This is a genomic window from Methylocucumis oryzae (assembly GCF_000963695.1).
Lineage (GTDB): Bacteria > Pseudomonadota > Gammaproteobacteria > Methylococcales > Methylomonadaceae > Methylovulum > Methylovulum oryzae.
Genome location: NZ_LAJX01000009.1, coordinates 1 through 21,210 on the forward strand (window position 1 = coordinate 1; position 21,210 = coordinate 21,210).

General features: G+C 43.6%; 26 protein-coding genes, 1 other RNA gene and 2 pseudogenes. 20 read left to right on the plus strand and 9 right to left on the minus strand.

Features of this window, described 5'->3' with window-relative positions; genetic code table 11:
* The 5 genes from VZ94_RS27630 to VZ94_RS30030 all read left to right on the plus strand — a co-directional run.
* Positions 1-261 (plus strand): MlaD family protein (locus tag VZ94_RS27630; protein ID WP_338040179.1); only part of this gene is annotated, 261 nt, incomplete at its 5' end.
* Positions 262-319: 58 nt separating this feature from the next.
* Positions 320-1,375, plus strand: coding sequence for a PqiB family protein (locus tag VZ94_RS01195; RefSeq protein ID WP_239649536.1), 1,056 nt, complete (start codon positions 320-322; stop codon positions 1,373-1,375).
* A complete protein-coding gene (locus VZ94_RS01200; RefSeq protein ID WP_052700094.1) occupies positions 1,368-1,982 on the plus strand; it encodes a PqiC family protein in 615 nt (204 codons plus the stop codon). Before VZ94_RS01195 ends, VZ94_RS01200 begins: the two co-directional genes overlap by 8 nt.
* Before the next feature lie 88 nt (positions 1,983-2,070).
* The gene (locus tag VZ94_RS30025) at positions 2,071-2,361 is read left to right on the plus strand and encodes a tellurite resistance TerB family protein (RefSeq protein ID WP_275575092.1); all 291 of its coding nucleotides are present in this window, start codon (positions 2,071-2,073) and stop codon (positions 2,359-2,361) included.
* Between the two features lie 5 nt (positions 2,362-2,366).
* Positions 2,367-2,516, plus strand: a complete 150-nt coding sequence (locus VZ94_RS30030; RefSeq protein ID WP_275575093.1) for a TerB family tellurite resistance protein — start codon at positions 2,367-2,369, stop codon at positions 2,514-2,516.
* A 46-nt stretch (positions 2,517-2,562) separates the two neighbouring features.
* Here VZ94_RS30030 and VZ94_RS01210 read toward each other — a convergent pair whose 3' ends face one another.
* A complete protein-coding gene (locus VZ94_RS01210; protein WP_045777834.1) occupies positions 2,563-3,360 on the minus strand; it encodes a cupredoxin domain-containing protein in 798 nt (265 codons plus the stop codon).
* A 330-nt stretch (positions 3,361-3,690) separates the two neighbouring features.
* Here VZ94_RS01210 and VZ94_RS26690 point away from each other — a divergent pair, with 330 nt between their 5' ends.
* Positions 3,691-3,882 (plus strand): hypothetical protein, encoded by a 192-nt coding sequence (locus VZ94_RS26690; RefSeq protein WP_045777835.1) that lies wholly within the window; start codon positions 3,691-3,693, stop codon positions 3,880-3,882.
* Here the strand turns inward: VZ94_RS26690 and VZ94_RS01220 are convergent.
* Positions 3,871-6,135 (minus strand): TIGR03032 family protein, encoded by a 2,265-nt coding sequence (locus VZ94_RS01220; RefSeq protein WP_045777836.1) that lies wholly within the window; start codon positions 6,133-6,135, stop codon positions 3,871-3,873. The two genes, VZ94_RS26690 and VZ94_RS01220, sit on opposite strands and share 12 nt — an antisense overlap.
* Before the next feature lie 290 nt (positions 6,136-6,425).
* Here VZ94_RS01220 and VZ94_RS01225 point away from each other — a divergent pair, with 290 nt between their 5' ends.
* Positions 6,426-6,824 (plus strand): hypothetical protein, encoded by a 399-nt coding sequence (locus tag VZ94_RS01225; RefSeq protein ID WP_045777837.1) that lies wholly within the window; start codon positions 6,426-6,428, stop codon positions 6,822-6,824.
* An 81-nt stretch (positions 6,825-6,905) separates the two neighbouring features.
* Here VZ94_RS01225 and ssrS read toward each other — a convergent pair.
* The 3 genes from ssrS to VZ94_RS01235 all read right to left on the minus strand — a co-directional run bounded on the left by ssrS (position 6,906) and on the right by VZ94_RS01235 (position 7,630).
* A non-coding RNA gene (gene ssrS / locus VZ94_RS24080) (6S RNA) lies at positions 6,906-7,084 on the minus strand.
* Between the two features lie 22 nt (positions 7,085-7,106).
* Entirely contained in the window at positions 7,107-7,406 is a 300-nt protein-coding gene (locus tag VZ94_RS01230; RefSeq protein ID WP_045777838.1) for a cell division protein ZapA, read from the minus strand.
* On the minus strand, positions 7,403-7,630 hold the full coding sequence (locus tag VZ94_RS01235) for a TIGR02449 family protein (RefSeq protein WP_045777850.1): 228 nt from the start codon (positions 7,628-7,630) through the stop codon (positions 7,403-7,405). Before VZ94_RS01235 ends, VZ94_RS01230 begins: the two co-directional genes overlap by 4 nt.
* A gap of 269 nt (positions 7,631-7,899) precedes the next feature.
* Here VZ94_RS01235 and VZ94_RS01240 point away from each other — a divergent pair, with 269 nt between their 5' ends.
* The 3 genes from VZ94_RS01240 to ubiH are packed head-to-tail and all read left to right on the plus strand — an operon-like array spanning position 7,900 to position 10,938.
* Entirely contained in the window at positions 7,900-8,421 is a 522-nt protein-coding gene (locus VZ94_RS01240) for a UPF0149 family protein (RefSeq protein WP_131655440.1), read from the plus strand.
* 29 nt (positions 8,422-8,450) lie between these two features.
* Positions 8,451-9,764 carry a Xaa-Pro aminopeptidase gene (gene pepP / locus VZ94_RS01245; RefSeq protein ID WP_275575094.1) on the plus strand — a complete coding sequence of 438 codons (1,314 nt, stop codon included), beginning with the start codon at positions 8,451-8,453 and terminating at the stop codon, positions 9,762-9,764.
* Complete coding sequence (gene ubiH, locus VZ94_RS01250; protein ID WP_045777840.1) at positions 9,757-10,938, plus strand: 2-octaprenyl-6-methoxyphenyl hydroxylase; 1,182 nt, start codon at positions 9,757-9,759, stop codon at positions 10,936-10,938. Before pepP ends, ubiH begins: the two co-directional genes overlap by 8 nt.
* 17 nt (positions 10,939-10,955) lie before the next feature.
* Here the strand turns inward: ubiH and VZ94_RS01255 are convergent, their stop codons facing one another.
* Together VZ94_RS01255 and VZ94_RS01260 are read right to left on the minus strand one after the other, a co-directional pair.
* Positions 10,956-12,068, minus strand: coding sequence for a TIGR03032 family protein (locus VZ94_RS01255; RefSeq protein WP_204369008.1), 1,113 nt, complete (start codon positions 12,066-12,068; stop codon positions 10,956-10,958).
* A gap of 305 nt (positions 12,069-12,373) precedes the next feature.
* Entirely contained in the window at positions 12,374-12,583 is a 210-nt protein-coding gene (locus tag VZ94_RS01260) for a hypothetical protein (protein ID WP_045777841.1), read from the minus strand.
* A 315-nt stretch (positions 12,584-12,898) separates the two neighbouring features.
* Here VZ94_RS01260 and VZ94_RS01265 point away from each other — a divergent pair, with 315 nt between their 5' ends.
* A complete protein-coding gene (locus VZ94_RS01265) occupies positions 12,899-13,414 on the plus strand; it encodes an RNA polymerase sigma factor (protein ID WP_045777853.1) in 516 nt (171 codons plus the stop codon).
* A gap of 4 nt (positions 13,415-13,418) precedes the next feature.
* Here the strand turns inward: VZ94_RS01265 and VZ94_RS01270 are convergent, their stop codons facing one another.
* A complete protein-coding gene (locus VZ94_RS01270; RefSeq protein WP_045777842.1) occupies positions 13,419-14,117 on the minus strand; it encodes a methyltransferase domain-containing protein in 699 nt (232 codons plus the stop codon).
* Between the two features lie 165 nt (positions 14,118-14,282).
* Between VZ94_RS01270 and VZ94_RS01275 the strand changes: the two genes are divergently transcribed.
* The 6 genes and pseudogenes from VZ94_RS01275 to VZ94_RS01300 all read left to right on the plus strand — a co-directional run bounded on the left by VZ94_RS01275 (position 14,283) and on the right by VZ94_RS01300 (position 18,460).
* Positions 14,283-14,936, plus strand: coding sequence for a riboflavin synthase (locus VZ94_RS01275; protein ID WP_045777843.1), 654 nt, complete (start codon positions 14,283-14,285; stop codon positions 14,934-14,936).
* Between the two features lie 32 nt (positions 14,937-14,968).
* Positions 14,969-16,070 (plus strand): annotated as a pseudogene (gene ribBA / locus VZ94_RS01280) (bifunctional 3,4-dihydroxy-2-butanone-4-phosphate synthase/GTP cyclohydrolase II).
* 61 nt (positions 16,071-16,131) lie between these two features.
* The gene (gene ribH, locus VZ94_RS01285) at positions 16,132-16,608 is read left to right on the plus strand and encodes a 6,7-dimethyl-8-ribityllumazine synthase (protein ID WP_045777844.1); all 477 of its coding nucleotides are present in this window, start codon (positions 16,132-16,134) and stop codon (positions 16,606-16,608) included.
* Entirely contained in the window at positions 16,608-17,042 is a 435-nt protein-coding gene (gene nusB, locus VZ94_RS01290; protein WP_045777845.1) for a transcription antitermination factor NusB, read from the plus strand. Before ribH ends, nusB begins: the two co-directional genes overlap by 1 nt.
* Before the next feature lie 4 nt (positions 17,043-17,046).
* Complete coding sequence (gene thiL, locus VZ94_RS01295; RefSeq protein ID WP_045777846.1) at positions 17,047-17,994, plus strand: thiamine-phosphate kinase; 948 nt, start codon at positions 17,047-17,049, stop codon at positions 17,992-17,994.
* A complete protein-coding gene (locus VZ94_RS01300; protein ID WP_045777847.1) occupies positions 17,966-18,460 on the plus strand; it encodes a phosphatidylglycerophosphatase A family protein in 495 nt (164 codons plus the stop codon). The genes thiL and VZ94_RS01300 overlap by 29 nt, the downstream gene beginning before the upstream one ends.
* On the opposite strand, the pseudogene VZ94_RS01305 reads toward VZ94_RS01300, so the two are convergent.
* Positions 18,457-19,310, minus strand: a pseudogene (locus tag VZ94_RS01305) (outer membrane protein assembly factor BamD). The gene VZ94_RS01300 and the pseudogene VZ94_RS01305 sit on opposite strands and share 4 nt — an antisense overlap.
* Before the next feature lie 192 nt (positions 19,311-19,502).
* Here VZ94_RS01305 and rluD point away from each other — a divergent pair.
* From rluD to VZ94_RS31410, 3 genes are read left to right on the plus strand one after another with little or no spacing between them, the layout of a single operon-like run.
* Entirely contained in the window at positions 19,503-20,444 is a 942-nt protein-coding gene (gene rluD / locus VZ94_RS01310; RefSeq protein WP_045777848.1) for a 23S rRNA pseudouridine(1911/1915/1917) synthase RluD, read from the plus strand.
* Positions 20,434-21,126 (plus strand): peptidoglycan editing factor PgeF, encoded by a 693-nt coding sequence (gene pgeF / locus VZ94_RS01315; RefSeq protein WP_338040180.1) that lies wholly within the window; start codon positions 20,434-20,436, stop codon positions 21,124-21,126. Before rluD ends, pgeF begins: the two co-directional genes overlap by 11 nt.
* Positions 21,095-21,172: a laccase domain-containing protein gene (locus VZ94_RS31410; RefSeq protein ID WP_338040181.1), complete on the plus strand. Its 78-nt coding sequence runs from the start codon at positions 21,095-21,097 to the stop codon at positions 21,170-21,172. The genes pgeF and VZ94_RS31410 overlap by 32 nt, the downstream gene beginning before the upstream one ends.
* Positions 21,173-21,210: the final 38 nt, after the last annotated feature.

Sequence of the window (21,210 nt, forward strand, 5' to 3'; positions counted from 1 at the left end):
GTCGGTACGGTTACCGAAATTCATATTAGCCAGGATTCTAAAAGCATTGTCGTCACGGCACAAATGGACAGCGACGCTGAGGCTTATCTTAAACAACAAACGTTGTTTTGGGTGGTTAGGCCGCAAGTAGGTTTGCGTGGTGTGTCGGGTTTAAATACCTTGTTATCAGGGCCTTATATCGGTATGAAACCGGGTCTTGGCAAGTGGCAAACGCACTTTATTGGCTTAAACGTCACCACCGTTATTAAAAAACAATGCTGAAGGTAAGAATTTTGTCTTAGAAACCTCAAGCTTAAATTCGTTATTACCCGGTACGCCGATAAACTTTCACGGCATTATGGCAGGTGAAGTGTTAAGTCATGAATTATCAAAAGACGCCGATGCAATTAAGTTAACTATTTTTATTAACAAACCTTACGATGCGTTTGTCAGAAAAAACACCCGTTTTTGGGTGGATAGTGGTGTTGATTTATCAGCAGGTGCCGATGGTTTTCAGGTGCGCACGGGGCCTTTAGTGTCATTATTAAGCGGTGGTATAGCCTTTCGTACTGCGTCAGAAGACACCCCTGAAGAGGTTGCTGATGAAAACGCCGCGTTTCATTTGTATGAAAACTATGAAAAATCGACGGAAGTCACTTATAAAAACTCGCTGAAATATGTCATGTACTTCACTAGCTCGGTGCGCGGTTTAACCTTAGGTGCCCCGGTACAATTGCGCGGTATACCGGTAGGTCGTGTGACTGACATTAGCTTAGAACTCGATAAAAAAACCGCTGAAATTCGTGTACCGGTCGTGGTAGAACTGGAATTAGACCGAATGCGTCTTGTCAACGATTTGCCCACTGTCAGTAATAAAGACATGATGCAAAATCTAATCAATAAAGGGCTTAGCGCTCAGTTACAAACCGGTAGTTTGTTAACCGGGCAATTATTGGTTGATTTAGATTTTTATCCTAAAGCTAAAACGGTTCACCCAGATGCCAAAGATGTTGCTAGCGTGTATCCGGTGTTCCCAACGATTGCTAGTTCTATCGATCAGATTACCCATTCGGCACAAATGATTATGGATAAAATCGCCAAACTACCGTTAGAGCAAATGAGTAGCGAAGTGACGCAAACCTTGCAAACCGTACGCACCACCGCAGGCCATGCCGATACCACATTGTCGGCTGCAACGGCTACGTTAGCCGAAACAGAAAAAACCATGAGTTCAGCCAAACAAGTCTTACAATCTTTAGAGCCAGGTTCTACCACGCACTATGAACTCGATAAGTTATTACAAGAACTTAATCAAACAGCTAATTCGGTAAAACGTTTAACCGATTATTTACAACAACATCCTGATACTTTATTGCGCGGCAAACCCAATGAATAACACCGTTAAAAATTATGGTGCAAAATTGTTTAGCTTACTCATCATAAGTAGCTTAATGAGCGGCTGTGCGGGTACGCCTGCAACACATTTTTATCAACTATCGGTGCTGACAAAACCTAAAACAGGCTTTGCCCCACGAACTGAGCCTCTGCGTATTGGTGTTGGGCCATTAGCCTTAGCCGCTGTGTTACAACGGGAGCAAATTGTTACCAAAGAGCATGATAATCACGTTGCTATTGCTGAATTTCATCACTGGGCTGAGCCTTTGCAAGACGGTTTGTTACAAGTTATCACGCATAACTTAGCCAATATACAACCTGAGTTTGAGTTTTACCGCTATGCTTGGAGTGCTTATGGTTCGGTGGATTATAAAATAATTATCGACATTACCCGGCTTGACGCCGTATTAGGTCAACATGCCGATTTAGAAGCCAGTTGGGTTATCATGAACGAAGCCAAGCATCAACCTGTACTGAGTCAGCGCACTAAGCTCAGCGTCCCTTTAGCCAGTGACAATTATCTGGATTTAGTGGCCTGTTATAACGAGTTGCTAGTTAAGTTAACGGAGCAGATTGCGGTGTCGTTGGGGTTTTTAATACACAAATAAGCAAGACGGTAGCGTATGACATCTTATTCATTTACGCTATTGAAGTCGTTACCGCATTTAACACACTATTAGGAGTCTTTTATGAGTTTTGATAATTTTTTTAAATCAATTAAAAACCAAAGCGAACGAATTAAAAACCGAGGCCTTAAAATTTAAAAACAAAGATTTTTTACAGGCAGCCATGGCGGGTTCCGCCTTAATTGCTATGGCGGATGGCTCGGTGTCTGCCGAAGAAAAACAGAAAATGGTTAAGTTTATTGAGGGGCATGATGCTTTGTCGGTATTTACGACTAGCGATGTGATTAAGGCGTTTCAAGATTATATCGGACAGTTAGAATTCGATAAAGATATTGGCGAGGCCAAAGCTATCAAGCGTTAGGTAAAATGAAATCGAATGCCGAAGCGGCGCGCTTGTTAATCCGCATGATTATTGCGATTGCGGCATCTGATGGTAATTTCGATGCTGGCGAAAAAGTAGTTGCGGCAAAAATCGCTCAAGAACTTGGCTTAAATGCCAGTGAGTTTGGGCTTTAATCTGGTTAAATGTTCCTACGCATAGCGCGTAGGAACAGCAAAAATGTTACGGGCAAGCACTCGCGTCTGGTTGAGCTGCTTTCGGAATGCTAGAAAGATAAGCGTAAATCGCCTCTAAATCACGGTCGCTCATCAGTCCATAAACTGGCCAAGGCATCACTTGTAAAATATTACCCGGTTCATGCGGGTCTTTGCCGGTGCGCATTAAATCTTTAAACTCGGCTAACGTTACACCCGCCGGTTTACCATTAGCATCCGGTGTTAAATTAGCTGAGATAAAAGGTCCAAAGGCTTTGCCTCCCGCTAAATACGCTTTAGCGTTAAACTGCAACGCTTCACCTTTATACGGATCACGTCCTGTCGCAAATGATGGGCAGGTGTGGCAATCATTACAACCGCCTTGTGTATTAACGATATAACTGCCTAGATACACTTGGTCGGCTTTTTTGCCAGTTAAATTGAGCTTTATAGGCAAGCGTTTTGGTGAACTGTTAATTATCTCTTTACCTATTTGGACTTTGGTTTGTTCGGGCGAGCGAACGGTAATCGATGCTTTCATACCAGGATGGATTTTACAAAAATAGCTAAACGTCCCTTCTTTAACAAAGCCTTGAGTAAACGATTGTGCTTTAGCTAAGTTGCCGCTATCCCAGACCCCGGTGTCTGATGTACTGGTATGGGTAAATGAATCTTGATTAACCCATTTCACTTTGTCGCCACTATCCAGTGTTAATGTGTTAGCTGAAAATGCAAAATCAACAATATTGACGGTCACTGTTTTTGCGTCAGCCGTGCTGGCTAGCAAACCTAGTGGTAAAACTAGAACGCGTAATACTTTCAACATAATAACCTCACCTTCTTTGTATAATTATTTTGAAGTGAATAGCAGACAGCGCTATTCTTTTTGGGGCACAACCTCGCTAGCGTAAATACGCCACCGAAAGCCAAGTCGTAAGGCTGTCTCGCGATAGGAAACCGCCACGGGTAGGGTCCGAGCACGGATTGTCTAGCGGCGAGTGCCCCACGAACTTGGTTGGCACAAACCTATCCGGGTTTGCGTTAAGCTGATTAATAATAGTATTAACCAGGTTAAATCGTTTATCGTGCTTAGAGTTCTAAGCTGATTTTTCGATATACTTCAAACGGTCAAGTTTTCGGTTTTTAGATAGGTAGGGTGCGCTATGCGCACCTTTATAACATCATAAAAATCAATGAAAAAGGTGCGCATAGCGAACCTACAACAACACAAGATACCGAAAACTTGACCGCTCAGAGTATAGAAACGTTAGCACATAGTATTGAGGCAATGCTAGTTTTTGCTTTGTTTATAGGCTGTTACCCGTATTATTTAGTGTTAGCTGAGTAAATGAGTCAAGCGTTGTATAACACATGGCCAGGCTTCTCCGTCACACTGCCTCATGATGCGTACTGTTGGATACCAGGGGCTAGTATCGGTTTCTAATAACCAACGCCAATCTGATGCGTGTTGTAAGATTAGCCATGTTGGCTTACCCAGCGCACCTGCTAAATGCACAATAGTGCTGTCAACGGTAATAATTAAATCGAGTTGTTGTATTAGCGCGGCAAGCTGTGCGTAATCATGCAAAGCCGACTCTTGATGATTAACTTGATAGTGTGTTAACACACTGAGCTCAGCAGGTGTAGGGCTAGGTTGTAAACTATGCCAGGCAACATTGGTTAAGTTAAATACAGCTTGCCAATCGCTTAAGGCTTGCACAGGCTCGAGCCGGTTAAACTCGTCATTAAACGGTGACCAACAAAGACCTATGCGCCGTTGTTGCGAAGGCTTCACATAGAGGGGAGTAGAGGGGGTACAGCATAAGTAAGGCGTATAAGGCGGTAATGTGGTTAGCTCAATTGCTAAAATATGCGCTAAGCTAAGTAATGGGCAAACAACATCAATGGCATCTAGGTTTAGCTCAGCAAAGGTTTTGATGTTGTTAATGCCTACTACTAGCGTCAGCAACGGTTTTAACGATTCAGGCCCCGTTACGATGAGCTGTTTACAACGATGCGCGGCAAGTGCTAGTAAACGCGCAAATTGAATGATTTCGCTCGCAGTTTGCTCAACAAAAACTAATAATGTTTGCTCGCTAATGTCTTCCCCAGACCATTTAGGTTTAGGCCAGGTTTGACCCTGAAACGCCGGAGTTTGCCAGCGCCATTCATATTCAGCAAAGCCTTCTCGATAACGGCCTAATTTTAATAATACTAAGCTTTTATTGACGTGCGCCAGTGCGTATTGATGGTCGGATGCTATCGCTAAGTCAAAATGGGTCAGCGCTGCTAGCCATTGGTTTAACCCCGCATAACAGATGCCTAAGCTATTATGTGCTTCAGCATGATTGGCTTGTATGTGTACCACTTGCTTAAGTTCAGCAATAGCATCAGACCATGCTTGCATATCGGCTAAAGCGATGCCTAGTTGGTAGCGGGCAACTAGCATATTGGGTTGTGCGGTTAATAACTCACGATAGAGTTTAATCGCTGTGTTTAAATCGCCGTTGTTATGACATAGACTGGCTTGCTCTAATGTCAGTAACGGCGCTTCTGGTTTTGCAACTTCAGTAAGCGCTGCGTTAGGTAGGGCATAAGAGCTACGGACTAATGGGTCGTCTAAATCGAGAATAACCGGAAAACGATGCGGTAATAATAATACCGAGAATATTTCTTGCACCTGACCGGTAAATGTTACACAGGCAACGATTTCTCCTTGTTCAATATCGACTATCCAAACACCACAATGCCGTTCACAGGCTTGTGCGGTTAACGGTAAGCCAGAAAAGACCGCCGTCTCGCGTACTTGTGACGTGCCAATAACCGCATACTGCCCAATAAAGTCTAAGCCACGCGTAAAGCCGGGTAATTGAGCGATGACTTTACGTTGTCCCGTCTTAGGGTTGACTTGGCATAGTTGTCCTGCGCCCGATTCTAAGTACCATAACGTGTTGTTATACCAGCGTGGTGAATGTGGCATCGATAATTGAGCGCAAATAATCTGGCCACTAGTAATATCCATTAATAAACCGCCATTAGCTTTGTTAACACGCCAGCCAGCTGCGCTATCGGTTTCACCTAATGCAGTCACAAAAGCGGGTTTACCTTGCTTTAAGGCTAAGCCGTTTAAATGACAACGGTCAGTTAAATCATAAGCGCTAATAAACGGTGGGCGCCATTTTGGCACTACGCTATAGTCATTAGCCAGGGTACATAAGCACGACATACGCGTATTGACTAGCCATAACTCACCCGCATCATCGTATGCCATTTCATGGATGTCTATGTCTCCCGTAACATGAATATTGCGCGGTATATAGCAGCCATCATGTTTGACAGGCTCAGTAAACTGCGTCGCGACTGCGGGTAAGTTGGCGTATCGCCTCAGTTGATAGCCTGAGCCTACCGCTAAGTGTTGCTGCTGTATGGCGAGTCCCATAGGTTTTTCAAGTGCGCAAAAATGCGTGTTTAATACGTCATCATGCGCGCGAAGAATAATTAACTGGCCTGCTTGGTACGTTGAAACTAAAACAGAAACGCCAAATTGCTGTAAAAAAGTAGGAAACGTAGTGCTGTGTTGGCTAGCAAAGGAAAGATTCATAACCTTATCGGCGGTAAGCAAAAGATGAGTTTGTTTGCATTATACGCAGATTTTTTTTCAATACTCGCTTCTGGCGAATGGGTTACATTAACTCTGTATTTAATAATGAAAAATACTTTATTGTAAGGTGAAAAATCATAAATTAATCTATGTTATTTAACGTAGATTAATTAAAAAAGCGTTGCTAACTTTAAAAACAATTCGTATTATGCGTCCAGCAGTATAAAAAACTGTGTTATATAACATAGATTAATTGTTGTTTTCTCTATCTCTAAACTAAAGGACTTTTTATGAACATCAAATCTACTCTTTTTTCGGCCTTCGTATTAATCGCAATGGTAACGGGCAATGTTTATGCAGCAGAAGCTATGCCAGTTAAACCTAAACATTGCGATACTCATGCTGTTGAAGGCAGCCATGATTGCGCTAAACACTGCGCGACGCATCCGGGTGCTAAAGACAAAGCGTGTGCTGAGCATTGTGCTAACGATAGCGCGGCTAAAAACGGTCATGCCTGTGACGATAAACATTGTGACAAACACTTAGCGGCAGCGGAAAAAAGCTGTAACACGGCGGCTTGTGGTAGCCATGCCGGTTCAGCAGCACATATTTGCACTACTGAGCATTGCGCGACCCACGGTGGCAATATGGCGGATTGCTGCGGTAGCGCTCAACGTTGTGATGTATAGGATTCATTTTTGAAATAACAAGCGCGGTAGCCTTTTAGGGTTATCGCGTTTTTTTATGCGTGTTATAGCCGCTTAAGAGCTGCATCTCCCACTAATGCCGATGCAAGCTTTCGTCCTTGAACCAATGGTTCAAGTGGGAGCACGGTTAGGCAATCAGGCTTCTCGACATGTCGGGCATGCACACCATGACTAACATCAGCACCCTGGGGTAATATAGGTTCAGGAAACACCCAGCCCACTGTCAAACACCGCAGGAGATACAGGTTTATAGTTTATAGTCTGTTACTGGTTTTCCAAAACGTTTTCTATTTTTTGATTTAATTTTATTAAACACTCGCTTAATTCGTCTTTAAGTGTTGCATTTTGAGCTTTCAGCACTTGTAGCTCATGAGACATATTGAGCGCAACCATAACGGCAATTCTATCTAAGCCATTGACCTTTCCTGAGTCGCGCATTCTGCGCATTTGGCTGTCCAGTTCTAAAGCAGAATGAATCAATTCTTCTTGATCTTCGCGTGCGCATACGATTTTATATTCTTTACCCATAATCATTAGCGCCACAGTTTCGGGTTTACTCGTCATATATCTTGCTCCATCGCTTTTAAGCGGCTAATCATGGCTTCAACTCGTGTTCTAGCAAGTGCGGTTTTTTCTAAGAGTCTCGCTTTTTCTTCAATTAATTCTTCTTGCTTGGTTTTTAATAGTCGATTTTCATTTCGTACGGTGTCAAATTGACCGATAAGCGTATCGATCTTGGTTTCTAAGGCTTTTAATTCAGTCAGTGGATTAGGCAGTGTTTGAGTCATGAGCGTCACTAACAATGACAGATGGCATGTGTTACAAGGTTAAATAAAAGGGTTACCAACTTAAAACGAGACAGGTCATTCAGAACGCAGGACGCCGTATATACGTCCCTGTAGGCTTGGCGGCAGCATCCCTGCTGCCGACACCTGAGTTCTAAACACCCTGTCTCGTCATAAGTGTGTAGCCAATAAAAGTTGTCGAGTTAATAACAACAACTGTTATCCATTAGCGGTCAATGTTAGCATAAGCATCACTTTTCTTTATAGCACTGGTGAAAAAATCTATGGGTTTAATCGATTATGATGAGTTACAAAGCTTATTAAGTGATACTGATTTAACAGCTGCGGAAGCCCATGGCATGGCGGTTGCAATGATAAGCGTTAAACCAAACCTTACAGTAGAAACGTGGCTTGCTGAGCTAAGCGATGATGCCCAAGCATTACCTACACAGCAAGAACATTTAACGGGGTGGTTTTGCTTAATACAAAAACAATTAAATAGCGATGCGTTTGAGTTTAATCCGTTACTGCCTGATGATGAAGAAGAGCTGGTTAACCGATTAATGGCGTTAAAACAGTGGTGCCAAGGCTTTTTATATGGGTTAGGCCGTGTTTATCAGCAACCGATTCGGACTAAAGACGCGCAAGAAATTCTGAAAGATATGACCGAATTTACTCGATTAGATGTTAATGCCGAAGAAGGTGAAGAAGAGGAGCAAGCTTATGCGGAAATCAGTGAATACTTGCGCTCTGCTGTATTTGTGTTAAAGGATGAATTAAGTAGTAATACCTGAGGTAGTGTGTGAGGAATTTGTGAAACAAGCTGAAATTTAAGAAAAAAAGACGCCACCAGCTTATGCAACGCATAGGTAAAAACAATATTGACATTATCGCCAGTGCATCGGTATGTACGCGTAATCGTGATGTCGATTATCCCTTTCGACAAGATAGTGATTTTTATTATTTAACCGGCTTTAACGAACCAGACGCCATGGCGGTTTTTATTCCAGGTCGTGAGCAAGGTGAATATATTTTATTTTGCCGTGAATACGATGAAAAAAAAGCGTTATGGGAAGGCGCTCATGCGGGTTTAGAAGGTGCAACCAAACATTATGACGCCGATGACGCGTTTCCAATTACCGATTTAAATGATATTTTGCCTGGTATGTTAGAAGGTAAAACCAAAGTGTTTTATCCCATGGGACGCGACCCTGAATTAGACCATCACCTTCTGGATTGGATTAAGCATATTCGCAGCCAATCTCGCACGGGTTTAGTTGCGCCGGGTGAATTAATCGCGTTAGAGCCTATTTTGCATGAGATGCGCTTGTTTAAAAGCGCTACAGAAATTAAATTGATGCGCACAGCGGCTGAAGTCAGTGCAAAAGCCCATGTACAAGCGATGCGGTTATGTAAACCCGGTTTATACGAATATCAAATCGAGGCTGAATTACTCTATCACTTCCATCAAGCGGGTTTACGCCATGTTGCCTATCCCTCTATTGTTGCTACAGGCAGCAATGCTTGTACCTTGCATTACACAGATAACAACAGCAAATTAAAAGCAGGCGATTTATTGTTAATTGATGCCGGTGCTGAATGCGACCATTACGCAGCGGACATTACGCGCACATTTCCTGTTTCGGGTAAATTTACCGAGCCACAGAGGCAGTTATATCAATTAGTGTTAGACGCGCAAGCTGCCGCATTAGAGCAAATTAAGCCTGGAGCATCGTGGATACAAGTCCACGACGCGGCTGTCGAGGTGTTAACTAAAGGTATGGTCGCGCTAGGCTTATTGAAAGGGCGGGTAAAAAAACTCATTAAAGATGAAAAATACAAGCAATTTTATATGCACAGAACAGGGCATTGGTTGGGCATGGATGTGCATGATGTTGGCGATTATAAAATTAACCAAGAATGGCGAGTTTTAGAGGCCGGTATGGTGTTAACCGTAGAGCCAGGCATTTATATTCCAGTTGACGGTAAAAACATCGATGCCAAGTGGCGGGGTATAGGCATACGCATAGAAGACGATGTGTTAGTGACTAAACAAGGTTATGAAATACTAACCAGCGGCGTACCTAAAACAATTGCTGAAATTGAAGCCTTAATGCAGCAGGTTAACCATGCTTGATTACGATGTGGTGATTGTTGGCGGCGGTTTAGCCGGTATGTGTTTGGCACTGGCTTTAAAACCCACAGGAATGCGTGTGGCGTTAATTGAAGCTGAAAATAGAGAGCGTTTATTGGCATCACCCGCAGGTGATAGGGCCTTAGCATTAGCTTATGGCACTGTTGTTGAATTAAATCGCTTAGATTGTTGGCAAGGCGTCGCTGAACATGCATGTGCTATTAACCAGATTCATATTTCGGATCGCGGTCATTTTGGTAAAACCCGTTTATCTGCACAACATGAGCAAGTGCCTGCTTTGGGCTATGTATTGACTGCACGCGCATTGGAATCTCATATTGCGGATAAAATTAATGAAGCCAATGTTACCGTGTTAAGCCCGGCAAGAGTTGTTGGCGTAATGGCAGGGCATGATGCTATTAATATCACCTTAAAAGACAATAGCGCTAACCAACATCTAGCCGCACAGGTTTTAGTGGCTGCGGACGGCGGTCAATCGTCAGTACGGCAATTATTAGACATACCTCAACAGTGTGTCGATTACCAACAAACCGCATTAGTTACTAGCGTTAAAGCCTCATTACCGCATCATAATACCGCTTATGAGCGCTTTACCCCATACGGTCCATTAGCCTTGTTGCCTATGCGAAATAACCAGTGTGCGGTTGTTTGGACGCGTAGTCATGAGCAAGCTAATGCCTTAATGATGGGCGGAGAAGCTGATTTTTTAGCTGAATTGCAGGCGTGTTTCGGTTATCGATTAGGTTCACTTAAGTTAACAGCCCCTAGACGCGCATTTCCGTTAGCACTCATTCGCGCCGAGCGCATGGTCGATAACCGCTGTGTCTTAATAGGGAATGCAGCGCATCAATTACACCCTGTTGCAGGGCAAGGCTTTAATCTGGGATTGCGCGATGTCACGCAACTTGCCCAGCACTTAACACAAGCCTACCGCCAGCAACATGACTTAGGCAGTCGTGCGTTATTAACGGCTTACGCCAAAGCTAGACAGCACGACCACGATCAAGTCATTCGGTTTACCGATAGCGTGGTAAAAATCTTTTCTCACGATTTTTTACCGTTAGCAGCGGCTAGAAATGTTGGCTTAGCGCTATTAGATTTAGTACCCGCTGCGAAAAGCATGTTGGCAAAAAAAGCCATGGGCTATGTGGATTAGGCAATAAGCGCTTAGTTTTACTGCTCTATGCTAATTACGCGGTTAATTTCGTCGGTTTTAAAACCTAATGCCATCGAGGTACGCACACCGGGCAACACAATGACATCGTAGAGTTCTTCAACTAATCCTTCAAATCTAAGCCAATGCACAATATCGCCACTGCGTAAGTCAACAATTTGTATACCGCAACGCGGTTGGGCATTGCGTTTAGTGAGCTGTTCATCTAACGCTAAGCCGGTAAAGGTTTTGTTATTACGTGGTTTTGATAAGCCGATTAAAGCGAATTGACCATGAAACGCCAAGCCGCGCATATAACCTGGGCAAAAGCATATAGGCTCAAACCGCCCAGTGCTTAAATCAGCATAACCAAATTCGCCAGTGCCGGAGTTTAATAACCAAAGTTTACCGTTATGCCAGCGTGGTGAGTGGGGCATGGATAAGCCGGATAAGACGATTTCATTAGTGGCAACATCGATGACAATACCGCCTTGAGTTCGATGTTCGCGCCAACCGTCGGCGACATCGCATTGAGCCACAGCGGTAACATAGCTGGGTTTGCCGTCCATCATCGCTAAGCCGTTTAAGTGGCAGCGGTCTTCGGCGGCAAGTTTGCTTAAAAATGCCGGTTTCCATAACGGTTTGAAGCTGTGCGTAGCGCTAACGGTCGCTAAGCAGCCAAATAATGTGTTAACGAAGATGAGCTGTCCGGCATCGGTGAGTGCCATGTCGTGTATGTCTAAATCCCCTGTGGTATAGCTGAGTTGTGGAACGTATAAGCGGTCAAACTGTTCGTGCAGTTGGCCGGGTTCTAGCATGTTTTCAAAACGCCAGATTTGATTGAGACTGCTGAGATAAAAACCGTTTGGACTTGGGCAAAGTCCCATGCAGCGGCTGAAATTGCGCTCGAAAACGGACAGTTCTCCGCTGGGTTTTACGCCTAATAGAAATAATTTACCGATTTGGTAAGTACTTAACGCAATCGATAATTGCTGTTCGTGTAGCCATGATACCAGTTGTCTTGACGTGTCGATGGATAAAGTTGGGGTTTCGGGTGAGGCGTAGTCCACGGCGGCTCCTGTGTATAGCGAGTGTTTGATGATGAGTATGATGAGTTTTATGCGAGCAGGCAAATTTTGTACTTTTTTGATTACTAACTTAAGACGGGACAGGTCATTCAGAACGCAGGACGCCGTAAATACGTCCCTGTAGGCTTGGCGGCAGCGTCCCTGCTGCCGACACCTGCGTTCTAAACGCCCTGTGCCGTCATAAGTGTGTAGCCACTTTTTTGATTGAATACGCCGTCGCTTAGCCGCTATGCAGGTTGCAAGGTGGATTGTTGCTTGGTTAGATAGCAACCGGCATTTCGTGTGTAGCTTCAATGCTAACGCTTTTGAACGCTGCTATGCGACAGTGTTGTGCTCTGAATAGAATGGGGTTATTTATGGCTATCGCTTTGCTGAACGTCGAGAATATTGGCTAAGCGATTGTTTAATTCGGTTACTTGTCCTTGCAATTCAGCCAAGCTGCGACTGGTGTTTTCGAGCTGGGTTTGTAAATGGCTAAAATGAATCTGAAAGTATTGCGCAGCCGGAAATTGGGGTGATTCCGTTTTATCTTTACGTTTTTGTTTCTGTTCGATTAACAAGTTCTAGGTTGAGCTGTTTCATGACATGATTGCTCCTGTTAGGTTGGAACGATGTAAGAAATTCCACTTAATATATTAGCTAAGGTGTCCTTTGGTAACTAAGACGTTTCACATTAAAAAAGCCGCATAAGAAAACAAAAATATTTTTTTACAACTGTTTTTTTGCGTTATTTGCCTTATCCAGTTTCGTTAAATAACATAGTTTATTAGCCTTTAGTCGCTGTATAGTTATTTAACTCATTGAAAAACATGTTATTTAAACTTGGCATTGAATGTGCTGACAATAATTTGTCAGTAATTTTCTGTTTTGTTTTTATGATATTTTCAAAAAACCAAATCTATAACACTTATCTAGGTACGCAGCCTTTATTATTACAATTTTTGACTAGGCGCTTAAGTTGTGCGGAAACAGCAGCAGATTTACTACATGATGTTTATTTGCGTTTGCCGCAGTTACAGCCTTCGCCATCATCCGAGCAAGAGGTGAAGGCTTGGTTATTTAAAGTGGCAGGTAATTTAGCGATAGACCATCTGCGTAGCCAGCAACGCCGCAACGAAATCCTTGTGCAGCGTTACCACATCCACTCAGATGATGAGTCAGAGAATCTGCACGAGCCAGTGCGTCAATTGTTAACAAAAGAGCGGGTTAAGCAAGCGTTAACCGCGCTAAGACAATTGCCGTCGAGACGGGCGGAGGTGTTCTATTTAAGTCGAGTCGAAAATTTAAGTCATGGTCAAATCGCTACGCGATTAGGCATATCGATAAGGCTAGTTGAAAAAGAAATGGCTTTAGCTTTGAGTCATTGTCGTCGTGCCGTTGAATGCGAGTAATCATTTAATTTGATAACAGTAAAACCTTATGCCAGCGGTAGTTACTAATTTCTTGGCACTGGGCAAATCCTGCTTGCTCAGCTAATTGCTCTGTGTCAGCTAAGGTTTCAGGTATGTCGTTGTCGATAATATGTTGACAGGCTAAGGCTTTTTCTTCAGCCGATACACCTATCCAATCGTTGTTAATCCACTTACAGTATGCGCTTAAATAATTGGGCAACGCTTCATTGGGTTCTCTAAACGTGTCGATTAACAATAAGACACCGTGGGTTGCTAAGCTTTGACGCGCTGCTTGAAAAAATTGTGCTTTTAGCGCGTGCGATAAATGATGTAAGGCAAAACTAGAAAAAATCACGTCATATTGATGCTGTTGTTGCTGCATAAAGCTCAGCAAATCATTCAGTTCAAGTTGTATAGGGCAGGACAGCGCTGATAAATTTTCAGCCGCTAATGCTAAGGCCGGGGCTGATAAATCAACACCGGTGTAAGCGTTTATCGCAACGTCTCGTAACACCGGTGCTAAACACGCAGCATCGCCACAACCTAAATCTAATAGCGAAAAATCGTCAGTTTGTTGCTGTAAAAGTTGTTTTACATCCGCGTAAATTTGTTCATGAAACATGTTATTAGCCGCAACGATTTTGCGATAAATAGTCCAAGATTGAAAAAAATTGTCTTGTTTAGGCTCGTGTAATTGGGTCATAGAAGGTTTAAACGGCAAGAAAATAATTTAGCAGAGTTTATCGCAAATCCACCGCTGAATAGCTATCTTTTGTCTTGTGCAGACTAAGAGGTGTTTGTTGTTAGCCAGCCGTAGTCGCTATCAGGTACAATGTGTCTTTATATCAGGTTAGGCGGTGTTTTTCACATGTTTACAGGCATTATTCAAGCGATAGGCGAAATTAGTGCGATAGAGCGTAAGGCAGGCGATTTTCGTTTAACCATAGCGACTGGAAAATTGCCATTAGCGGATGTGCAATTAGGCGATAGTATTGCGGTTAATGGAGTCTGTTTGACGGCAGTAGCGTTAGGCCCGCGTTATTTTTGTGCTGATGCGTCTAATGAAACGTGGTCTAGGACGACTTTAAGCCAAGCAGTAGCCGGAACACAGGTGAATTTAGAGCTAGCTTTAACACCGACTACACGCTTAGGCGGTCATATCGTCAGTGGTCATGTCGATGGCGTGGGGAAAATTATTGCTATTCAACCCGATGCGCGTAGCAAGCGTTTTACGGTACAAGTACCGGAGTATTTAGCCAGATATGTAGCGGAGAAAGGCTCTATTTGTATTAATGGCATTAGTTTGACCGTTAATGAAGTCGATGGGGTTAATTTTGGTGTTAATATCGTACCGCACACATTGCAAGAAACCACGTTGGGGAACACTATGGTCGGAACGGCGGTTAATTTAGAAGTCGATATTTTAGCGCGTTATCTAGAGCGGCTTATGCAGTATGGTGCGGTTGCAAATACGAGTGGTGTGACCGAAGAATTGCTGAAAAACAGCGGTTTTTGGCGTTAAGACTAACGTTTTATAAGATTTTTGAGTAGTTTATGAATTCAATCGAAGAGATTATTGCCGATTTGCGGCAAGGCAAAATGGTCATTATCATGGATGATGAAGACCGAGAAAACGAAGGCGATTTAGTCATGGCGGCGTCGTTTGCTAAACCTGAAGATATTAATTTTATGGCGCGTTATGGTCGTGGCCTGATTTGCTTAACGTTAACTCCTGAGCGTTGCCAGCAGCTACGTTTACCTCTGATGGTGAATGAAAATAAAACACCGCATTCGACGAATTTTACTGTGTCCATTGAAGCGGCAACTGGGGTGACTACCGGTATTTCAGCGGCTGATAGAGCGCGTACTATACAATGTGCTGTAGCGAATGATGCTAAACCCGAAGACTTAGTACAGCCTGGACACATTTTCCCATTAATGGCTAAGTCGGGTGGTGTATTAAATCGTGCCGGTCATACCGAAGCGGGATGCGATTTAGCGAGATTGGCTGGTGTTGAGCCTGCGGCAGTTATTGTCGAAATTCTTAACGATGATGGGTCTATGGCGCGGCGTACTGATTTAGAGGCATTTGCGGCACAGCATCAATTAAAAATTGGGACTATCGCCGATTTAATTCATTATCGAATTCAACACGAAAATACGTTAGAGCGTATTAGTGAATGCGCGTATCCCACTGAATTTGGTGAGTTTAAGTTGTATGCGTATCAAGACCGCAACGACGATAATCTGCATTTAGCCTTAGTGATGGGGGAGGTTTCTAGTGGCGAACCTGTCTTGGTGCGCGTTCATGCACGCAATTTGCTTGATGATTTATTTGCCTCTAAACGCAGTGATTGCAATATGCCCGTGCGTTTAGCAATGCAGAAGATTGCCGAAGAAGGGCGCGGCGTTTTTGGTGATTATTCGCCAAAGTGAAAACAATAAGGCTTTAGCGGAGCTAATTCATAGTTATCAGCTTGAAGATCATGGTATCGCACAGTCTGGTCAGGCCGCTAATTTGGATTGGCGTACAACGGGCACGGGGGCGCGTATCTTGGCTGATTTAGGCGTACATAAGTTAAAGGTATTGGGTACGCAGAAAAAATATATCGGCTTGTCGGGATTTGATTTAGTTGTAACCGAGCATGTGGGTTAGTTTTAACGTCTATCCCGGTACATAGGGTTTATCAGTAATTTTTGTCAATTATCATAAGAACATGTCTATTAATAATACGTTTGAAGGCACTTTTATCGTGCAAGACAGTAAATTTTGCTTGCTTGCATCTCGTTTCAATAGTTTTATCGTCGAGCAATTAGAAGCTGGGGCAATAGATGCGCTCATTCGACATGGCGCACAGGCTGAGCATATCGATTTAGTAAGAGCACCAGGGGCTTTTGAGTTGCCGCTTGTTGCGCAAAGACTGGCCGCGACTAAGAAATATGACGCGATTATTGCATTAGGTGCTGTGATACGTGGAGGCACTCCGCATTTTGAATATGTGGCCGGTGAGTGCGTGAAAGGATTAGCGAATGTGTCGTTAAAATACGATGTGCCGATTAGTTTTGGTGTGTTAACTGTCGATACTATTGAGCAAGCGATTGAGCGTGCCGGTACGAAAGCCGGTAATAAAGGTGCAGAGGCTGCGTTGTCTGCGATTGAGGTCGTGAGTTTATTTAAGCGTTTGGCCGACTAATGAGTACTGCAAGAACAAACGCGAGAAAAGCGGCTGTGCAAGCGCTTTATCAGTGGCAAATGACCGGGCAAAACTTAAGCTTAATTGAGCAGCAATTTGTTAACGATGAATGGCTTAAAGACGCACAGAAAAGTTATTTTTCAGAAATTTTTCATGGTGTGCCAGAACATTTACAAGTGATAGATCAAGCCTTGGCTGAGTTCGTTGATAGACCTGTTGAGGCTATTGACCCGGTTGAGCGTGCTATTTTGCGCATAGGTGTTTATGAACTGATGTTTCGTTTAAACATGCCTTATCGGGTTGTGCTTAATGAAAGTATTAATTTAGCCAAATGTTTTGGCGCCGATGGCAGTCATCGTTATGTTAACGGCATTTTAGATAAGTTGGCGCAACGGTTGCGAGCGATTGAAATAAAAGCGAAATCTAATACATAACGCGATGGCTTTGTCTGAATTTGAGTTGATTAGGCGTTATTTTACCCGTCAAACACCGATAAATACGGCAACCCAGTTAGGTATAGGCGATGATTGCGCCTTATTGCAAATACCCGCAGATAAGCAATTAGCTATTACGACCGATACTATGGTTGAGAATGTGCATTTTTTTGCTGATGTTAATCCGTGTTTTTTAGGCCATAAATTATTAGCGGTAAATTTAAGTGATTTAGCGGCTATGGGGGCTAAACCCATAGCCGTTAGTCTGGCGTTAACGCTTTTAAGTGCTGATGAGGTCTGGTTAGCTGGCTTTACGCAAGGCTTTTTAGCGTTAGCTGAGCGCTACGAGGTTGAGTTGATTGGCGGCGATACAACCCAAGGGCCGTTAACCTTGACGGTGCAGGCTATGGGGTTGTTGCCCCAGGGCAAAGCTTTATTGCGCTCAGGTGCTAAACCAGGTGACTTAGTTTTTGTTAGTGGCCCTATCGGTGATGCCGGCCTAGGTTTAAAAATCATGCAAGGTTATGCGTGTTTACAACCTGAGCAGGCTTTAGCGCGTTTTCATACGCCTATGCCTAGAGTCGAGTTAGGTTTGGCCTTATTAGACGTGGCCAATGCCTGTATTGATATTTCTGATGGCTTAGCGGCTGATTTAAATCATATTTTGCAACAAAGCGAGGTGGGGGCTTTAATTACTTTTGAAGCAATACCGTTATCATCTCCGGTGTTGGCCTATATTGAGGCAACCGGCGATAGTTTATTACCATTAGTGGCTGGCGATGATTATGAATTATGTTTTACGGTTGCGCCGGATAAGGTACATTCGGTGCCAGACGGTTGCTTTCAAATTGGGGTTATCGAGGCTGAACCTGGGCTACGTTTAGCTAAGTCAGGTTTTATTCAATCGTTTACGAGGCAAGGTTATGAGCATTTTTCTGCAAACCGTCGGTAAAAATCAGTTAACACCTAAACAAATCTTGGCAGATCCGGTGTTATTTTTAGCCTTTGGTTTTGGTTCTGGTTTAGCGCGTACTGCACCAGGGACATTCGGTACATTAGCGGCCGTACCCATTTATGGCGTGTTGCTGTTAAGCAATAACTGGGTTTATGGCTTAGTCGTATTGCTGGTTACGGGGATAGGAATATGGTTATGCGATGTTGCCACTAAAATGTTAGGTGAACATGACTTTGGCGGTATTGTGTGGGATGAGATTGCGGGTTTTTTGCTCACGATGTGGTTTGTGCCGTTTAGCTGGCAAAATTTAGTGTTAGGGTTTGTGTTATTTAGACTATTCGATATTGTCAAACCGTGGCCGATTAAAACCGTTGATAGGCAAGTTTCAGGCGGCTTTGGTATTATGTTAGATGATATTTTAGCCGGTATCTATGCCGGTGTTATTTTGTATATGGTTGCTTAATCGTTGTCGAAGCCAATAAAATCCCAAACTTTATGAGAAAACGTTGAATTAGAGAATTCTGGAATAGGCGGACCTTTGGGATAATTTAATTCATAAATACGTTTGGCGTCGTTAGCAAATTCAGTCATGCCTAGCTTGTTATAAGCGTCTTGCATGACTTGCAATGCAAAAGGCACGGCCGGTGTGCGCTGATAATTTTCAATGACGTTAGAGGCGCGGTTGGCGGCTGCAATATAGCCTTGCGTTTTAAATAGTAACGCGCGACATGTACTTCATGCATGGCCATGTTGTTTCTTAATGCAATCATGCGTAAACGCGCGTCTTCAACATATTTGCTATGTGGAAAGCGTCTTATTAATTCGTCAAAATTATTATAAGCCTCTTTAGCGCTGCCTGGGTCGCGTTGAGACGTGTCAGTAGGCAAGAAGCGGTCAATAAAACCGATGTCACGGTTATAGTTAATCAAGCCTTTTAAATAATACGCATAATCAACGCCAGGGCTGCGTGGGTTGATTTTGATAAATCTATCGGTTGCTGCAATCGCGTTTTCTGGGTCGCCATTTTTATAATAGGCGTAAGCGACATCTAATTGGGTTTGCGAAGCATATTCGCCAAATGGATAACGCGATTCTAAAGCTTCGTATAATTTAATGGCTTTTTCATAGTTACCATCGTCTACTGCTTTTTGTGCTTCGCTACGAAATTTTTCGGAATTCCAGCCGCCGTATTCATCTTCTTGGTTAGCGCTGGTCGAGTCAGAATCAGAGAATAAACCGCCCAATGATTCGCAGCCAGTGAGTAGCAAACTCAATGCGCAAGGCAAAAGAATTTTAATTAAAAATAAACGCATAGTAATGTTATATTGTACGACTGCTTTACGGTGGGGTTAGGGGATGTGCTCACGCTTTGCGGCGACTATAGCGTTTTACAGGGGGTGATTGCTATCGCAAGTAGTATACCCGATACCTGTTATAAAATCGATTACCAGCGTAAGGCATAGCTGTTTAGGTTTAAAGAAACCACATATATAAATCAACTATCAATGACTAAATTAACATCAGAAGTCCCGTTTGACATGGCGGGTATGCGTTTAGACCAGGTTTTGGCCGAGTTATTTAGCGACTATTCGCGTAGTAAATTACAAACTTGGGTAAAATCAGGTCGAGTACAAGTCAATGGCTTAATGCTAAAAGCCAAGGATAAGCTTGAAGGCGGTGAATGGATTAGCTTAGATGCAGAGCCTGAAGTTGTGGTCACTGCTGAACCGGAATTTATTCCATTATCGATTATTTACGAAGATGATGCGTTATTAATCGTTAATAAACCTGCGGGACTAGTCGTGCATCCTGCGGTCGGTAATTGGCACGGTACCTTGTTAAATGCGTTATTAAATCATCAGCCTAGCTTAGAAACGTTGCCTAGAGCTGGTATTGTGCACAGGATAGATAAAGATACCAGCGGCTTGTTGATGGTCGCTAAAACCTTACCAGCACACACAGACTTGGTTGAGCAATTAGCTCAGCGCGAAATTGTTCGAGAATACTTAGCTATTACGCGTGGACGTATGACATCGGGCGGAACCATTGATGAGCCGATTAATCGCCACCCTACGGATAGAAAACGTTATGCGGTAAGAGAGTCAGGTAAGCCAGCAGTAACGCATTATCGCGTCGTGCAACGCTTTACCCATCATACCTTGATTCAGGCTAAATTAGAGACTGGTCGTACCCATCAAATTCGCGTACACATGGCTCATATTCGTTATCCGTTGTTAGGCGATCCCGTGTATGGCGGACGCTTCCAAATGCCTCCCGGCTGTGGGCAGGCCTTAGAATATGAGTTGAGAAATTTTAAGCGTCAGGCTTTACATGCGGCTAAGCTCGGTTTAGTGCATCCTGAAACAGGTGAATACATGGAGTGGGAACAACCCTTGCCCGATGATATGACGCGCTTATTAGCTGCCTTAGCCGACAATGAGTGCTAAGGCTTTTTTGCGGCCTGATTGGCCGGCACCGGTGACGATTCATGCTGCAACGACATTAAGGTGGGGGGGCTTTAGCACCGGGAGTTTTCATAGTTTAAATGTGGCTCAGCATGTGGGTGATGATGTTGAGCAGGTTAGGCAAAATCGTCACTATTTGCATCAGTTATTATCGCTTCCTAGCGAGCCTGTCTGGTTGCAACAAGAGCATAGCGCTATTTGTGTTAATGCTGCCGAGGTTTCTGGCGTCGTTGTGGCTGATGCTAGCTTTAGTAGGCAAGCCAATGTCGTTTGTGCCGTGATGACGGCGGATTGTCTGCCGGTGTTGCTTTGCGCTTGCGATGGTAGCCGTGTAGCGGCAGTTCATGCGGGTTGGCGTGGTTTAGTCAATGGCGTTATTAGCAGTACCGTAAGCGCATTAGCCACTCATGAATTATTAGCATGGTTAGGTCCAGCTATTGGCCCTCAGTGTTTTGAAGTCGGCGATGATGTGCGTAATGCCTTTTTACATAAATCTAATGACTATAGTTCAGCGTTTCATCTCGGGGCAGCACCCGGTAAATGGTTAGCAGATATTTACCGGTTAGCGCGTATTGAGTTGACACAACTGGGTGTTAAGGCGATTTATGGGGGGGGCATTTGCACGATGACAGATGAAGAGAACTTTTTTTTCTTACCGTCGTGACCACAAAACCGGGCGAATGGTCAGCTTAATTTGGAGAGAGCAGTAAGTGTTGTTAGTGTTGATATTAATTTTTTGCGCCATAGG

Coding starts and splice junctions, on each gene's coding strand:
- VZ94_RS01200 (WP_052700094.1), top strand. CDS start 1,368: ATGAATAACACCGTTAAAAATTATGGTGCAAAATTGTTTAGCTTACTC.
- VZ94_RS30030 (WP_275575093.1), top strand. CDS start 2,367: ATGAAATCGAATGCCGAAGCGGCGCGCTTGTTAATCCGCATGATTATT.
- VZ94_RS01210 (WP_045777834.1), bottom strand. CDS start 3,360: ATGTTGAAAGTATTACGCGTTCTAGTTTTACCACTAGGTTTGCTAGCC.
- VZ94_RS01220 (WP_045777836.1), bottom strand. CDS start 6,135: ATGAATCTTTCCTTTGCTAGCCAACACAGCACTACGTTTCCTACTTTT.
- VZ94_RS01225 (WP_045777837.1), top strand. CDS start 6,426: ATGAACATCAAATCTACTCTTTTTTCGGCCTTCGTATTAATCGCAATG.
- VZ94_RS01230 (WP_045777838.1), bottom strand. CDS start 7,406: ATGACGAGTAAACCCGAAACTGTGGCGCTAATGATTATGGGTAAAGAA.
- VZ94_RS01235 (WP_045777850.1), bottom strand. CDS start 7,630: ATGACTCAAACACTGCCTAATCCACTGACTGAATTAAAAGCCTTAGAA.
- ubiH (WP_045777840.1), top strand. CDS start 9,757: ATGCTTGATTACGATGTGGTGATTGTTGGCGGCGGTTTAGCCGGTATG.
- VZ94_RS01265 (WP_045777853.1), top strand. CDS start 12,899: ATGATATTTTCAAAAAACCAAATCTATAACACTTATCTAGGTACGCAG.
- VZ94_RS01270 (WP_045777842.1), bottom strand. CDS start 14,117: ATGACCCAATTACACGAGCCTAAACAAGACAATTTTTTTCAATCTTGG.
- VZ94_RS01275 (WP_045777843.1), top strand. CDS start 14,283: ATGTTTACAGGCATTATTCAAGCGATAGGCGAAATTAGTGCGATAGAG.
- ribH (WP_045777844.1), top strand. CDS start 16,132: ATGTCTATTAATAATACGTTTGAAGGCACTTTTATCGTGCAAGACAGT.
- nusB (WP_045777845.1), top strand. CDS start 16,608: ATGAGTACTGCAAGAACAAACGCGAGAAAAGCGGCTGTGCAAGCGCTT.
- thiL (WP_045777846.1), top strand. CDS start 17,047: ATGGCTTTGTCTGAATTTGAGTTGATTAGGCGTTATTTTACCCGTCAA.
- VZ94_RS01300 (WP_045777847.1), top strand. CDS start 17,966: ATGAGCATTTTTCTGCAAACCGTCGGTAAAAATCAGTTAACACCTAAA.
- rluD (WP_045777848.1), top strand. CDS start 19,503: ATGACTAAATTAACATCAGAAGTCCCGTTTGACATGGCGGGTATGCGT.
- pgeF (WP_338040180.1), top strand. CDS start 20,434: ATGAGTGCTAAGGCTTTTTTGCGGCCTGATTGGCCGGCACCGGTGACG.
- VZ94_RS31410 (WP_338040181.1), top strand. CDS start 21,095: ATGAAGAGAACTTTTTTTTCTTACCGTCGTGACCACAAAACCGGGCGA.